Source organism: Burkholderia sp. 28_3, from assembly GCF_003253915.1.
In the GTDB taxonomy this organism is placed as follows: Bacteria; Pseudomonadota; Gammaproteobacteria; order Burkholderiales; family Burkholderiaceae; genus Burkholderia; species Burkholderia cenocepacia.
In genome coordinates this window covers 158,412-172,191 of sequence record NZ_QKZF01000014.1, presented here as the reverse complement: position 1 = coordinate 172,191, position 13,780 = coordinate 158,412, and the positions used below count along the sequence as shown (strand labels likewise).

At 67.6% G+C, this 13,780-nt stretch carries 13 protein-coding genes; 6 read left to right on the top strand and 7 right to left on the bottom strand.

The genetic code is table 11. The annotated features are described in order from the left end of the window. Window positions 1–88 precede the first annotated feature (88 nt). The 5 genes from DFS13_RS26125 to DFS13_RS26105 all read right to left on the bottom strand — a co-directional run bounded on the left by DFS13_RS26125 (window position 89) and on the right by DFS13_RS26105 (window position 4,974). Entirely contained in the window at window positions 89–727 is a 639-nt protein-coding gene (locus tag DFS13_RS26125; RefSeq protein ID WP_006489112.1) for an aldolase, read from the bottom strand. Next, window positions 724–2,025, bottom strand: a complete 1,302-nt coding sequence (gene otnK / locus DFS13_RS26120; RefSeq protein WP_006496823.1) for a 3-oxo-tetronate kinase — start codon at window positions 2,023–2,025, stop codon at window positions 724–726. Before otnK ends, DFS13_RS26125 begins: the two co-directional genes overlap by 4 nt. Before the next feature lie 19 nt (window positions 2,026–2,044). Continuing rightward, window positions 2,045–2,935, bottom strand: a complete 891-nt coding sequence (gene ltnD / locus DFS13_RS26115; protein ID WP_006489132.1) for an L-threonate dehydrogenase — start codon at window positions 2,933–2,935, stop codon at window positions 2,045–2,047. A 69-nt stretch (window positions 2,936–3,004) separates the two neighbouring features. Next, on the bottom strand, window positions 3,005–3,709 hold the full coding sequence (locus DFS13_RS26110; protein WP_006489135.1) for a FadR/GntR family transcriptional regulator: 705 nt from the start codon (window positions 3,707–3,709) through the stop codon (window positions 3,005–3,007). A gap of 191 nt (window positions 3,710–3,900) precedes the next feature. After that, on the bottom strand, window positions 3,901–4,974 hold the full coding sequence (locus tag DFS13_RS26105) for a GlxA family transcriptional regulator (RefSeq protein WP_006489138.1): 1,074 nt from the start codon (window positions 4,972–4,974) through the stop codon (window positions 3,901–3,903). A 285-nt stretch (window positions 4,975–5,259) separates the two neighbouring features. Here DFS13_RS26105 and DFS13_RS26100 point away from each other — a divergent pair, with 285 nt between their 5' ends. The 6 genes from DFS13_RS26100 to DFS13_RS26075 are packed head-to-tail and all read left to right on the top strand — an operon-like array spanning window position 5,260 to window position 12,307. Then, window positions 5,260–6,645, top strand: a complete 1,386-nt coding sequence (locus DFS13_RS26100; protein WP_006489136.1) for an L-serine ammonia-lyase — start codon at window positions 5,260–5,262, stop codon at window positions 6,643–6,645. Between the two features lie 14 nt (window positions 6,646–6,659). Then, a complete protein-coding gene (locus DFS13_RS26095; protein ID WP_006480591.1) occupies window positions 6,660–7,904 on the top strand; it encodes a sarcosine oxidase subunit beta family protein in 1,245 nt (414 codons plus the stop codon). A 21-nt stretch (window positions 7,905–7,925) separates the two neighbouring features. Continuing rightward, a complete protein-coding gene (locus DFS13_RS26090; RefSeq protein ID WP_006496825.1) occupies window positions 7,926–8,240 on the top strand; it encodes a sarcosine oxidase subunit delta in 315 nt (104 codons plus the stop codon). Continuing rightward, on the top strand, window positions 8,237–11,248 hold the full coding sequence (locus tag DFS13_RS26085; protein WP_006496826.1) for a sarcosine oxidase subunit alpha family protein: 3,012 nt from the start codon (window positions 8,237–8,239) through the stop codon (window positions 11,246–11,248). Before DFS13_RS26090 ends, DFS13_RS26085 begins: the two co-directional genes overlap by 4 nt. Beyond that, a complete protein-coding gene (locus DFS13_RS26080) occupies window positions 11,238–11,870 on the top strand; it encodes a sarcosine oxidase subunit gamma (RefSeq protein ID WP_006489116.1) in 633 nt (210 codons plus the stop codon). Before DFS13_RS26085 ends, DFS13_RS26080 begins: the two co-directional genes overlap by 11 nt. Beyond that, entirely contained in the window at window positions 11,867–12,307 is a 441-nt protein-coding gene (locus DFS13_RS26075) for a dihydroneopterin aldolase (protein ID WP_006489139.1), read from the top strand. Before DFS13_RS26080 ends, DFS13_RS26075 begins: the two co-directional genes overlap by 4 nt. 100 nt (window positions 12,308–12,407) lie before the next feature. Here DFS13_RS26075 and DFS13_RS26070 read toward each other — a convergent pair whose 3' ends face one another. Together DFS13_RS26070 and arr are read right to left on the bottom strand one after the other, a co-directional pair. Further along, window positions 12,408–13,094, bottom strand: a complete 687-nt coding sequence (locus tag DFS13_RS26070) for a lytic transglycosylase domain-containing protein (protein ID WP_077056648.1) — start codon at window positions 13,092–13,094, stop codon at window positions 12,408–12,410. A gap of 274 nt (window positions 13,095–13,368) precedes the next feature. Beyond that, window positions 13,369–13,764, bottom strand: coding sequence for an NAD(+)--rifampin ADP-ribosyltransferase (gene arr, locus DFS13_RS26065; protein WP_006489117.1), 396 nt, complete (start codon window positions 13,762–13,764; stop codon window positions 13,369–13,371). Between the last annotated feature and the right edge of the window lie 16 nt (window positions 13,765–13,780).

Here is a 13,780-nt window from a genome sequence, read left to right as displayed (position 1 = left end):
GTACGCCGCCGGATCGTGTGTGTGCTGACGGAAGGGCCCGCGCACACGGCGGGCATGGGAAGCGGTGCGTGATCCGGACGGCGACGCGTTACCAGCGCGCGCCGAAGGTCTGGCGCAGTTCGTCGAGCGCGGCGTCGGACAGCGGTTCCGGCTTCGGCTGCGTCATCAGCCACAGCCGCGCGGTTTCCTCGAGCTCCTCGAGCGCATACGACGCGTGCGATACCGACGGCCCCCACATCACGGGGCCGAGGCGATCGAGCAGCACGCCGCGCACCTGGTCGGCCAGCGCCGCGACTTCGGCCGCGACGGCCGGGTCGCCGGGGCGGCGGTAACGGATCAGCGGAATGTGCCCGACCTTCATCACGTAGTACGGCGTGATCGGCGGCAGCACGTCGGTGTCGCGCCACACGCCCGCGAGCGTCAATGCGACGAGGTGCGTCGAATGCGTGTGGACGACGCCGTTTGCTGCGGCGTTGCGCGCATAGATGCCGCGATGCAGCGCGAGCGTCTTCGACGGCTTGCCGCCCGAGACGGGCTGCCCGTCGGCGCCGACTTTCGCGATGTCGTTCGGGTCGAGCCGGCCGAGGCAGGCGTCGGTTGGCGTGATCAGCCAGCCGTCATGCAGGCGCGCGCTGATGTTGCCGGCGCTGCCGACCGCATGGCCGCGCGCGTACAGGCTCGCGCCGACCACGCAGATCTCTTCGCGCAGTTTGGCTTCGTCGCTCATCGTGCGGCTCCGTCCAGCGCGCGCAGCGCCTTGTCGAAAAAGTCGGTCGTGCCGAAGTTGCCGGATTTCAGCGCGAGGCCGAGCGGCTGCGCGTCGACGGTGGCCGTGGCCGGCACGCCCGGATCGATCTGCGCGCCGATCTGCAGCGACTTCACGTCGAGCGCCTGCACGACCGCGCCGGACGTTTCGCCGCCCGCGACGACGAACTTGCGCACGCCGAGTTCGCGCAGCCCGCGGGCGATCGCCGCGAGCGTGCTTTCGACGAGATGGCCGGCCGCGTCGACGCCGAGCGCCTGCTGCACGGCTTTCACTTCGTCGGGCGTGGCCGTTGCGTAGATCAGCACGGGCTGCGGCAGGTGCGCGCGCGCAAACGCGAGCGCCTGCTCCACGACGGGCTCGCCGCGCGAGGCCGCGAGCGGATCGATGCGGAAGCTCGGCCGCGTCGCACGCCACGCGGCGACCTGTGCGTTGGTGGCTTTCGACGCGCTGCCGGCGAGCACCGCCGACAGGCCGTCGATGCGCGGCAGCGACGCCGCGTTGTCGCGCTCGGGCAGTTGCTCCGCGCGGCGGAAATTCGCGGGCAGGCCGAGCGCGATGCCCGAGCCGCCGGTGACGAGCGGCAGGCCTGCGCACGCTTCGCCGAGTACGTAGAGATCGCGGTCCGACAGCGCGTCGGCGATCGCGAAACGGGCGCCTTCCGCGCGCAGCTGGTCGATCCGCGCGCGCACGGCGGCCGCGCCGAGCGCGATCGTGTCGTAGCGGATCAGGCCGACCGGCGACTGCGTCTGCCGTTGCAGCACGCGCACGAGGTTCGCGTCCTTCATCGGCGTGAGCGGATGATTCTCCATCCCCGATTCGTTCAGCAGCACGTCGCCGACGAACAGGTGGCCGCGATAGATCGTGCGGCCGTTCTCGGGGAATGCCGGGCACGCGACCGTGAAGTCGCCGCCGGCCGCGTCGAGCAGCGCGTCGGCCACCGGCCCGATGTTGCCCGCGTCGGTCGAATCGAACGTCGAGCAGTACTTGAAGAAGAACTGGCGGCACCCTTGCGCGCGCAACCATTCGTACGCGGCGAGCGATTGCGCGACGGCGTCGGCGGCGGGAATCGTGCGCGACTTCAGCGCGACGACGATCGCGTCGGCGTCGACGATCGTGTCGGCAGCGGCGCCGTCGGCGGGCACGCCGATCGTCTGCACGGTGCGCATGCCGCTCTTGACGAGCATGTTCGCGAGATCGGTCGCGCCGGTGAAATCGTCGGCGATGCAGCCGAGCAGGGGACGGGAAGCGGAAGCGGTCATGGCAAAAGCGTCGTTCGAATCAGCGGGCGGGCGGCAGCGTGATGCCGGGGAAAGTCTTGATCACGGCGGAATCGTCCTCGCCGCCGTGGCCGGCGCTCGACGCGCTCATGAACATCTGGTGCGCGGTGGCCGATAGCGGCAGCGGGAATTTGCTGCGGCGCGCGGTATCGAGCACGAGGCCGAGATCCTTTACGAAGATGTCGACGGCCGACAGCGGCGTGTAGTCGCCGTTCAGGATGTGCGGCACACGGTTCTCGAACATCCACGAATTGCCGGCGCTGTGCGTGATCACGTCGTACAGCGCGTCGGCATCGACGCCTTCGCGCAGGCCCAGCGCCATCGCCTCGGCGGCCGCCGCGATATGCACGCCGGCCAGCAACTGATTGATGATCTTCACTTTCGAGCCGATGCCGTGCGCGTCGCCCAGGCGGTACACCTTGCCGGCGATCGCGGCGAGCACGTCCTCGCAGCCGGCATACGCGGCGGCCGGGCCCGACGTCATCATCGTCATCTCGCCGGAGGCCGCGCGCGCCGCGCCGCCCGACACGGGCGCGTCGAGCATCTGCAGGCCCGCAGCCTCGATGCGTGCGCCGAGCGCGACCGCGAATTCGGGTGCGACGGTCGCGCTCGCGATCACGACGCCGCCCGGCTTCATCGCCGCGACCGCGCCGTGTTCGCCGAACAGCACCGTTTCCGTTTGCGCGGCATTGACGACGAGCGTGACGACGACGTCGCACTGCGCGCCGAGTTCGGCCGGCGTCGCGCACGCGATGCCGCCTTCGGCGGCGAACGCCTGCAGCACGGTGTCGCGCACGTCGCATGCGTGCACGCGCAGCCCGGCGCGCAGCAGCGAGCGTGCGACGCCGAGGCCCATCGCGCCGAGGCCGATGACTCCAACATTTCGTGACATGGTCAACCTTGATCGATTCGGGGAGGTTCGTGACGGCGGCGCTGCCGGGAACGGCCGCGCCGCCGGCTTTCAGCAGATGCCGGCTTCCGCGAGACGGCGGGCGGCGTTGTACATGTGCGTGCGCGCCGCGTTGCGGGCGGCCATCGGGTCGCGCGCGCGGATCGCGTCGGCGATCGCCGCGTGTTCGTCGCGCACCTGGCGCGAGAAGTCCTCGCGCGTCGCTTCGTTGCGCCGCGTGACCTTCACGCCGGCTTCGAGGTACTGGTTCAGGAACTGCAGCGTCTTCAGGAAATACGGGTTGCCGGTGACGGCCGCGATCGTGCGGTGGAACGCGACGTCTTCCGCGACGCCGTCGCGCCCTTCGGCCACCGCTTCGTCGATCTTGCGCAGCGCGTCGTCGATGTCGGCCATGTCGTCGGCGGTGTGGTGCAGCGCGGCTTCGGCCGCGACTTCAGCCTCGATCGCGCGGCGTACCGCGAGCAGATGCGGCAGCGAGCTCGCCTCGACGGCTTCCGCGTAGTCGATCCGCAGCGGCCGGATCGCGCCGTGCTGGTTTACGAACACGCCGCTGCCCTGGCGCGGCTCGACCACGCCTTCGTTCTTCAGCCGCGAGATCGCCTCGCGGATCACGGTGCGGCTCACGCCGAATTCCTGCGCGAGCACGGCCTCGGTCGGCAGCTTGCCGGTGGCCGAGAAGCTGCCCACTTCGATCTGCTTGAGCAGTTGCTGCGCGACATGGTCGCTCATCGCCCGGGCGGGAATTTTCTCGAACATGATGCTCAGGTTTGTAAGGTGATGTGGTCATCATACAAATTTGAGCGGGCATCAGCATCCGGGATAACCCTCGTTTTACGGCGGCGAACGTCGGCTAAGTTGACTGGAACCGGTTCCAAAAGCGGCGAAACCGATGTGAACGTGTGTCGATCCGCAATCGACGGGGGAGGCGGATGCGCGCCCGGGGGCGTTCAGTCGGCGATGTCCTCGACCGGATCGGCCGACCCGTCGGGCGTCGCGGCGACTTCAGCCACGTCGCCGCCGCGCTCGCGATACGTCGCCGGCGGCACGCCGAACTGCTTGCGGAATTCGCGCCCGAGGTGCGACGCATCGGCGAATCCGCAGCTCGACGCGATATCGGCGACCGTGCGGTCCGAACTCGTCAGCAGCCACGCGGCGGTACGCAGCCGCACCTGTTTCGCGAAGGCCTGCGGACTCTTGCCGGTCTCCGCCTTGAACAGCCGTTCGAGCTGCCGCGTCGACAGGTCGAGCTTGCACGCGAGTTCCTCGAGCGGCAGCGCCCGCCCGACGTGCTGTTCCATCAGAAGAATCGCGCGCTTGACCTTCGGATGCGTCGCCGGCTCGAGGCCCGGCGGATGCGGCTGCGGCGCATTGCCTTTCTGCATCTCGCCGACCAGCAGGATGCGCAGCGCCTTCTGCACGGTCGCATGATCGAAATGGCGCAGCAGGATCGCGGCGGCGACGTCGATCGACGCGCGGCCGCCCGAGCACGTGATCCGGCGCCGGTCGATCACGAACAGCCGGTCGGCGATCAGCAGGTCGGGGTCGGCGGACGGAAAGCGCTCGATGAAATCCCAGTAATGGAACCAGCTCACGCAGGTGCGGTAGCCGTCGAGCACGCCGGCGCGCATCAACGTGAACACGCCGGTGCAGATGCCGACGACCGTCGCGCCGTCCGCCGCCGCGCGGCGGACGAAATCGAGCGTTTCAGGGCCGGCCTGCGGCCCCGAATGCAGCAGCCCGCCGACCACCACCACATAGTCGAACGGCTCGGCCGCGTCGAACGTCTCCCACGGCGTGATCTGGATCCCGCAACTCGCGCGCACCGGCGCGAGCGTCTCGCCGATCACGCTCCACGCGCAGCGCACCGGCTTGCTGTAGTCGCCGTCGTCGGCCGACAGCCGCAGCATGTCGACGAAGCCGGAGAAGGCCGTCAGCGTGAAGTTCGGCAGCAGCACGATGCCGAAGCGGATGCGCCGCGGCGCGGGTTCTGCGAGGGGGGAAGCGGGTACGTCGGGGGTCATCGCGGCCAATCTCGTCACGCCGGGCAGGCGGTCTCACTCGTTTCACTCGGTTTGCGGGTTACGGCTGCCGGGGCGGCGCGGATGCAGCCAGCGTCGCCGATCGGCCGCGGCCGGACTTGTGGTTTTTCGTCGCGAACCATCGCCAAAACGCACTTTCGGGCCGGCCGGCGCGGCGCTTGGCGGCGCTATCCCACGCCGATGCCGTTTTTGTTCTATCGGCCGATTTTACGCTTTGATGTACTGGGGCCCAACGACATTTCACGCATGCAACCCAAAGGAAGCCAGATGAACGTCAGCGCGTTCGACCTGTTCAAGATCGGCATCGGCCCGTCCAGTTCGCATACGGTCGGCCCGATGATCGCCGCGTGCCGCTTCGCGTCGCACGTCGAGGACGCGAACCTGCTCGGCTTCGTGCGCCGCGTGCGGGTCGAGCTGTACGGCTCGCTCGGCGCGACCGGCAAGGGCCACGGCACCGACAAGGCCGTGCTGCTCGGCCTCGAGGGCCACCTGCCCGACACGATCGATCCGGACCTGATCGAGCCGCGGCTCGCCGCGATCCGCGCGGAGAAGACGCTGTCGCTGCTCGGCAAGCAGACGGTGCGCTTCGAGGAAAAGGAGCACATCGGCTTCTTTCGCAAGCTGATGAGCGGCACGAGCATCGTGCACCCGAACGGGATGCGCTTCCAGGCGTTCGACGAACACGGCCAGTTGCTCGTCGAGAAGGAGTATTACTCGGTCGGCGGCGGCTTCGTCGTGAACCGGGACGGCGATCGCGTGAACGGCGTACGGGCGGCGGTCGACGTACCGTATCCGTTCCGCACCGGCGACGACCTGATGCGCCAGTGCCGCGAACACGGGCTGTCGATCGCCGAACTGATGCTGCGCAACGAATGCGCGCTGCGCCCCGCCGACGAAGTGCGCGCCGGGTTGCTCGCGATCTGGCGCACGATGGCCGCCTGCGTCGAGCGCGGCTGCAAGGTCGAGGGCGACCTGCCGGGCCCGATGCGCGTGAAGCGTCGCGCGGCCGAGTTGAATGGCCGCCTGCGCGCGCGTTCGGAAGAGTCGCTGCGCGATCCGCTGTCGATGCTCGACTGGGTCAACCTGTATGCGATGGCCGTGAACGAAGAGAACGCGGCCGGCGGCCGGGTCGTCACCGCGCCGACCAACGGCGCGGCCGGCGTGATCCCCGCGGTGCTGCACTACTACGTGAAGTTCGTGCCGGGCTCGAACGAAGCCGGCATCGTCGAATTCCTGCTGACGGCCGCGGCGATCGGGATCATCTACAAGGAAACCGCGTCGATCTCCGGCGCGGAAGTCGGCTGCCAGGGCGAAGTGGGCGTCGCGTGCTCGATGGCCGCCGCCGCGCTCGCCGCCGTGATGGGCGGCACGCCCGACCAGGTCGAGAACGCGGCCGAGATCGGCATGGAGCACAACCTCGGGATGACCTGCGACCCGGTCGGCGGGCTCGTGCAGATTCCGTGCATCGAGCGCAACGCGATGGGCGCGATCAAGGCGTTGAACGCGTCGCGCATGGCGCTCAAGGGCAATGGCCAGCACTACGTATCGCTCGATTCCGTGATCAAGACGATGCGCGAAACCGGCGCCGACATGAAGACGAAATACAAGGAAACGTCGCGCGGCGGCCTCGCCGTGAACGTCATCGAATGCTAACGAAGGATCCAAACATGAGCCGCTACTCGATATTCAGCCTGTTCCGCAACGGCCTCTCGTATCACGAGAACTGGGAGAAGCAGTGGAAGAGCCCGGAGCCGAAGAAGGAATACGACGTCGTGATCGTCGGCGGCGGCGGCCACGGCCTCGCGACCGCGTACTACCTCGCGAAGGAACACGGGATCACGAACGTCGCGATCCTCGAGAAGGGCTGGATCGGCGGCGGCAACACCGCGCGCAACACGACGATCGTGCGCTCGAACTATCTGTGGGACGAATCGGCCGCGCTGTACGAGAAGGCGATGAAGCTGTGGGAAGGGCTGTCGCAGGACCTGAACTACAACGTGATGTTCAGCCAGCGCGGCGTGATGAACCTCGCCCACACGCTGCAGGACGTGCGCGACACCGAGCGCCGCGTGAACGCGAACCGGCTGAACGGCGTCGATGCCGAATTCCTGACGCCCGCGCAGATCAAGGAAATCGAGCCGACCATCAACCTGAACAGCCGCTACCCGGTGCTCGGCGCATCGATCCAGCGCCGTGCGGGTGTCGCGCGTCACGACGCGGTGGCCTGGGGCTTCGCACGCGGCGCGGACCGCGCCGGCGTGGACATCATCCAGAACTGCCAGGTCACGGGCATTCGCCGCGAAGGCGGCGCGGTGGTCGGCGTCGACACGGTGAAGGGCTTCATCAAGGCGAAGAAGGTCGCGGTGGTCGCCGCCGGCAACACGACGACGCTCGCCGACATGGCCGGCGTGCGTCTGCCGATCGAAAGCCATCCGCTGCAGGCGCTGGTGTCGGAGCCGATCAAGCCGGTCGTCAACTCGGTGATCATGTCGAACGCGGTGCACGCGTACATCAGCCAGTCCGACAAGGGCGACCTCGTGATCGGCGCCGGTATCGACCAGTACACGGGCTTCGGCCAGCGCGGCAGCTTCCACATCATCGAAAGCACGCTGCAGGCGATCGTCGAGATGTTCCCGGTGTTCTCGCGCGTGCGGATGAACCGCCAGTGGGGCGGCATCGTCGACGTGTCGCCGGACGCGTGCCCGATCATCACCAAGACCGACGTGAAGGGCCTCTATTTCAACTGCGGCTGGGGCACCGGCGGCTTCAAGGCGACGCCCGGCTCGGGCTGGGTGTTCGCGCACACGATCGCCCGCGACGAACCGCATCCGCTGAACGCACCGTTCGCGCTCGACCGCTTCTACACGGGGCATCTCATCGACGAGCACGGCGCTGCTGCCGTCGCGCACTAACCGCACTGAGGAGAAAGAAACATGTTGCTGATCGAATGTCCGTGGTGCGGGCCGCGCGCCGAATCCGAGTTCACGTGCGGCGGTGAAGCCGACATCGTGCGCCCGGTGGCGAACGAGACCATGACCGACCGCGAATGGGGCGAATACGTGTTCATGCGCGAGAACAAGCGCGGGCTCCACAAGGAGCAATGGCTGCACACGCAGGGCTGCCGCCGCTGGTTCAAGGTCACGCGCGACACGGTGACCTACGATATCAAGGGCTACGAAAAGTTCGGTGGGGCTGCCAGCAGTGGCGCAGCTGCCGGCAACGCACACGAAGAGGGCACGAGCAAATGAGCCAGAAAGACCGCCTCGGCACCGGTGGCCGCATCAATCGCGCGATTCCGTTGACGTTCACGTTCAACGGCCGCACGTACCAGGGCTTCCAGGGCGACACGCTCGCGTCCGCGCTGCTCGCGAACGGCGTGCATTTCGTCGCGCGCAGTTTCAAGTACCACCGTCCGCGCGGGATCGTGACGGCGGACGTCGCGGAACCGAATGCCGTCGTGCAGCTCGAAACCGGCCCGTACACGGTGCCGAACGCGCGCGCGACCGAGATCGAGCTGTACCAGGGGCTCGTCGCGACCAGCGTGAACGCGGAGCCGACGCTCGAGAACGACAAGTATGCGATCAACCAGAAGTTCTCGCGCTTCATGCCGGCCGGGTTCTACTACAAGACCTTCATGTGGCCGCGCAACATGTGGCCGAAGTACGAAGAGAAGATCCGTGAAGCGGCCGGCCTCGGCAAGGCGCCCGAAGTGCTCGACGCCGATCGCTACGACAAATGCTACGCGCACTGCGACGTGCTCGTGGTCGGCGGTGGCCCGTCGGGCCTCGCCGCCGCGCATGCGGCCGCCACGGCCGGCGCGCGCGTGATTCTCGTCGACGACCAGCGCGAACTCGGCGGCAGCCTGCTGTCGTGCCGCGCGGAGATCGACGCGAAGCCCGCGCTGCAATGGGTCGAGAAGATCGAGGCCGAACTGCGCAAGCTGCCCGACGTGACGATCCTGTCGCGCAGCACCGCGTTCGGCTATCAGGACCATAACCTCGTGACGGTCACGCAGCGCCTCACCGATCACCTGCCGGTGTCGATGCGCAAGGGCACGCGCGAATTGCTGTGGAAGGTCCGCGCGAAACGCGTGATCCTCGCGACCGGCGCGCACGAGCGGCCGATCGTGTTCGGCAACAACGACCTGCCGGGCGTGATGCTGGCGGGCGCGGTGTCGACCTACGTGCATCGCTTCGGCGTGTTGCCGGGCCGCAACGTGGTCGTGTTCACGAACAACGACCGCGCCTATCAGACCGCGCTCGACCTGAAGGCGTGCGGCGCGAAGGTGACGGTCGTCGATTCCCGCGCGTCGTCGAACGGCGCGCTGCCGGCCGCTGCGAAGCGGCAGGGCGTGACGGTGATGAGCGGCGCGGTCGTCACGGCCGCTTCGGGCAAGTGGCGCGTATCGTCGGTCGACGTCGCGTCCTACTCGAACGGCCAGACCGGCGGCAAGCTGCAGACGCTGCCGTGCGACCTCGTCGCGATGTCGGGCGGCTTCAGCCCGGTGCTGCACCTGTTCGCGCAATCGGGCGGCAAGGCGTGCTGGAACGACGAGAAGGCGTGCTTCCTGCCGGGCAAGCCCGTGCAGGCGGAAGCGAGCATCGGCGCGGCGGCCGGCGAATTCGGGCTCGCCCGTGCGCTGCGGCTCGCGGTGGATGCGGGCGTCGAAGCGGCGAAGGCCGCGGGCTTCACGGCCGCGCAGCGTCCGGCCGCACCGCAGGTCGCGGAAACCGTCGAAGGCGCGCTGCAGCCGTTGTGGCTCGTCGGCAGCCGCGAGGCGGCCGCGCGCGGGCCGAAGCAGTTCGTCGACTTCCAGAACGACGTTGCCGCCGCCGACATCCTGCTCGCCGCGCGCGAAGGCTTCGAATCGGTCGAGCACGTGAAGCGCTACACGGCGATGGGCTTCGGCACCGACCAGGGCAAGCTCGGCAACATCAACGGGATGGCGATCCTCGCGGGCGCGCTCGGCAAGACGATTCCGGAAACGGGCACGACGACGTTCCGCCCGAACTACACGCCCGTGTCGTTCGGCACGTTCGCGGGCCGCGAGACGGGCGACTTCCTCGACCCGATCCGCAAGACGGCCGTGCACGAATGGCACGTCGAGCACGGCGCGATGTTCGAGGACGTCGGCAACTGGAAGCGGCCGTGGTATTTCCCGAAGAACGGCGAGGATCTCCATGCGGCCGTGAAGCGCGAATGCCTCGCGGTGCGCAACGGCGTCGGCATTCTCGATGCGTCGACGCTCGGCAAGATCGACATCCAGGGCCCGGACGCGGTGAAGCTGCTGAACTGGATGTACACGAACCCGTGGAACAAGCTCGAGATCGGCAAGTGCCGCTACGGGCTGATGCTCGACGAAAACGGGATGGTGTTCGACGACGGCGTGACCGTGCGCCTCGCCGACCAGCATTTCATGATGACGACCACCACTGGCGGCGCGGCGCGCGTGCTGACGTGGCTCGAGCGCTGGCTGCAGACCGAATGGCCCGACATGAAGGTGCGGCTCGCGTCCGTCACCGATCACTGGGCGACGTTCGCGGTGGTCGGCCCGAAGAGCCGCAAGGTCGTGCAGAAGGTGTGTCAGGACATCGACTTCGGCAATGAGGCGTTCCCGTTCATGAGCTACCGCAACGGCACGGTTGCCGGCGCGAAGGCGCGCGTGATGCGGATCAGCTTCTCGGGCGAACTCGCCTACGAAGTGAACGTGCCGGCGAATGCGGGCCGCGCGGTGTGGGAAGCGCTGATGGCGGCCGGCGCCGAGTTCGACATCACGCCGTACGGCACGGAAACGATGCACGTGCTGCGCGCGGAGAAGGGCTACATCATCGTCGGCCAGGACACCGACGGCTCGATCACGCCGTACGACCTCGGGATGGGCGGGCTCGTCGCGAAGTCGAAGGACTTCCTCGGCAAGCGTTCGCTGTCGCGTTCGGATACCGCGAAGGAAGGCCGCAAGCAGTTCGTCGGCCTGCTGACCGAAGACGAACAGTTCGTGCTGCCGGAAGGCGCGCAGATCGTCGCGAAGGACACGCAGGTGTCGGCGGTCGATCCGACGCCGATGATCGGCCACGTGACGTCCAGCTACTACAGCCCGATCCTGAAGCGCTCGATCGCGCTCGCGGTGGTGAAGGGCGGCCTGAACAAGATGGGCGAGAGCGTCGTGATTCCGCTGGCCAATGGCCGCCGCATCACCGCGAAGATTTCGAGCCCGGTTTTCTACGATACCGAAGGGGTGCGTCAGCATGTGGAATGAAACGAGAAACCAGACGCAGGTGGCGGGTGCGGGTGGCGTGACGCTTGAATCGCCGTTCGTCGGCGCGGCCGACGTGCTGAAGGCGCACCAGGCGCGCGCATCGAAGAAGTTCACGCTGCGCGAGCGGCCATTCCTCGATCTCGTCAACGTGCGCGGTGAGTTGAACGATCCGGCATTCGTCGCCGCGTTCGAGCGCGTGGTCGGCTGCCGGCCGCCCGCGCAGCCGAACACGGTGGCGCGCGGCGCCGAGTACGACGTGCTGTGGCTCGGCCCCGACGAATGGCTCGTGCGGTCGAACGGGCCGGTTCAGGCCGGCGTGCTCGAGGCGAAGCTGGCGGAGGCCGTGCAGGGCTCGTACGCGGCGGCCGTCGACGTCGGCAGCGGCTATACGGTCGTCGAGATCAGCGGCGAACGCGTGCGCGACGTGATCGCGCGCGGCTGCCCGCTCGACCTGCATCCGCGCGTGTTCAAGCCGGGCCAGTGCGCGCAGTCGCACTACTTCAAGTCGCCGATCACGCTGATCCCGACCGGCGACGACACGTTCGAGATCGTCCTGCGTCGCAGCTTCGCCGACTATTTCGTGCGCATCATGCTCGACGCCGCGGCGCCGCTCGTCTCATGAAGCCGTTCGACGAACCGTTCGTGGCGATCGACGCGCCGCGCCTGCGCGGGCGCGGCTGGAGCGTGTTCGTCGACGAACTGAAGGTGCCCGCGCGGATCGGCATTCACGCGCACGAGCACGAGGCGCCGCAGCCGATCGTGATCGATGCGCGGCTCGGGTATCGCTGCGAGCCGAGCGAGCAGGGCGAGTGGATCGATTACGACGGGTACTGCGCGCGCGTGGCGTCGTTTCTGGCGCACAAGCCGCATACGCGGTTGCTGGAGACGCTCGTCGCCGATCTCGCGGTGCTGTCGTTCCGCGAATGGCCGGCGCTGGAATCGCTGACGCTGTCGATGTACAAGCCGAAGATCCGGCCGGGGACGAAGCGCGTGGGCGTGTCGCTCGACTGGACGCGCGGAGATTACCTGCGGTGGACGGGGGCGGCGGGGCAGCTTTGATCAGAGGGGGCCGGATCAAGGCACGAGGGAGGTGATCCGGCGATTCCATGGGGCGGCGGCGCGAATGCGCCGCCGCACTCGTTTACGTTCCTGCATGCACTTACTTCGCGTTGCGGTTCGCGGCGGGCGCCGCTGACGGATCGCTGACCGGCACCATGTGTGCCTTCGCGTTGTTCGCATCGCTCCCGGTATTCGCGCTTTTCGCATCGTCCTCGGGTTCGAGCACGAACCGGAACGCATCGACGCGCTGCATCACTTTCGCCGCATACGCACTCGATCCGCCGCTGTAGCTCTTCAACCCGGCCTGCACGTTGCCGCCGGCCGCCTTCACGTAGCCCGACAGAATGCGCGAGCCGACCTCGACGTTCGCATTCGGCTCGGTGAGATCCTTCACGTTGCGCAGCATGCCGCGGTGCGCGGACGGTACGACCTGCATCAACCCGGTCGCGCCATGCTGGCCGCGCGCCTTTTCCTGGAAGCGCGATTCGATCGAAATAATCGCGTAAACGAGTGCCGGCGGCAGCGAATATTTCGTCGCAGTGACGCTCACGATATCGGCGAGCTTCGCGGCGCGTTCCTTCGCGACGCCGAATTTCTTCGTCAGGTAGGACGTGATGCGGCGGTTTGCTTCGTTGGGCTGATCGTTGGCGAGCGGTGCGGATGCGTCGCCTGGCGCGGATGCGGCTGCTTCGGGCGCAGAGGCAGGCAAGGCGGGCGCCTGCTGCGCCGCGGCGTGCTGCGCAATGCCGAGCGAAAGCACGATCAGCCAGAAGAACCGTCGTCGCATGGTCGAGTGCGGGGAAATGGGAGGCGCATAGTATATCGACCAATCGCGGCCGGTGGTCGAGGGCGAGTTCGAGTGAAAGCGACGTGTAGGCTTGTCACGTTCGCGACGATCGACGCGCCGATCGTTGCGCGGACACGCATCGGAGTCCGGATGAACCGGGCGTTTCCGTCCTCTCCTGCGATTCGCCCCGCGGTATCGCGGCAATGTCGTCGGCTCGCGTGTCCCATGCCGGCGGCAGTTCGGGCCCGATTTGCGAATCGGCGCGAACGAAACGCTAGTTGATGATCTCGCCCATACCGGTTTCGACGCGGGCTCTGAGCTGCTGGATGAACTCGGGATCGTACGGTTCCCAGCGATCGAGTTCGCCGACGATCTTCAAAGGCGACGTGCTTCGATACGAGCGCGTCGGATTGCCGGGGAATTTCTTGTCCGTGACGTTCGGGTCGTTTTCGAATTCGCCGGTGGGCTCGACGATATAGACCCGCGGCCGGCCGTCGCCCTTGGCCATTTCCGCGGCCAGGCCGGCGCCTTTGGGCAGGGCCGTGAAATAAATGTGATTCATCACGACGTCGTCCCGATAATTCGATCGGAAGCCTGCCGTCAGCAAGTCGCCGATCCGCAAATCCGCTTTCGTGCCATGAAAAAACGGGCCGGTGTCGAGGACAGACATGGTTGCTCCTTCGGAA

Coding starts and splice junctions, on each gene's coding strand:
- DFS13_RS26095 (WP_006480591.1), top strand. CDS start 6,660: ATGAGCCGCTACTCGATATTCAGCCTGTTCCGCAACGGCCTCTCGTAT.
- DFS13_RS26070 (WP_077056648.1), bottom strand. CDS start 13,094: ATGCGACGACGGTTCTTCTGGCTGATCGTGCTTTCGCTCGGCATTGCG.
- DFS13_RS26125 (WP_006489112.1), bottom strand. CDS start 727: ATGAGCGACGAAGCCAAACTGCGCGAAGAGATCTGCGTGGTCGGCGCG.
- otnK (WP_006496823.1), bottom strand. CDS start 2,025: ATGACCGCTTCCGCTTCCCGTCCCCTGCTCGGCTGCATCGCCGACGAT.
- arr (WP_006489117.1), bottom strand. CDS start 13,764: ATGTCTGTCCTCGACACCGGCCCGTTTTTTCATGGCACGAAAGCGGAT.
- DFS13_RS26105 (WP_006489138.1), bottom strand. CDS start 4,974: ATGACCCCCGACGTACCCGCTTCCCCCCTCGCAGAACCCGCGCCGCGG.
- DFS13_RS26100 (WP_006489136.1), top strand. CDS start 5,260: ATGAACGTCAGCGCGTTCGACCTGTTCAAGATCGGCATCGGCCCGTCC.
- DFS13_RS26080 (WP_006489116.1), top strand. CDS start 11,238: ATGTGGAATGAAACGAGAAACCAGACGCAGGTGGCGGGTGCGGGTGGC.
- DFS13_RS26110 (WP_006489135.1), bottom strand. CDS start 3,709: ATGTTCGAGAAAATTCCCGCCCGGGCGATGAGCGACCATGTCGCGCAG.
- ltnD (WP_006489132.1), bottom strand. CDS start 2,935: ATGTCACGAAATGTTGGAGTCATCGGCCTCGGCGCGATGGGCCTCGGC.
- DFS13_RS26090 (WP_006496825.1), top strand. CDS start 7,926: ATGTTGCTGATCGAATGTCCGTGGTGCGGGCCGCGCGCCGAATCCGAG.
- DFS13_RS26085 (WP_006496826.1), top strand. CDS start 8,237: ATGAGCCAGAAAGACCGCCTCGGCACCGGTGGCCGCATCAATCGCGCG.
- DFS13_RS26075 (WP_006489139.1), top strand. CDS start 11,867: ATGAAGCCGTTCGACGAACCGTTCGTGGCGATCGACGCGCCGCGCCTG.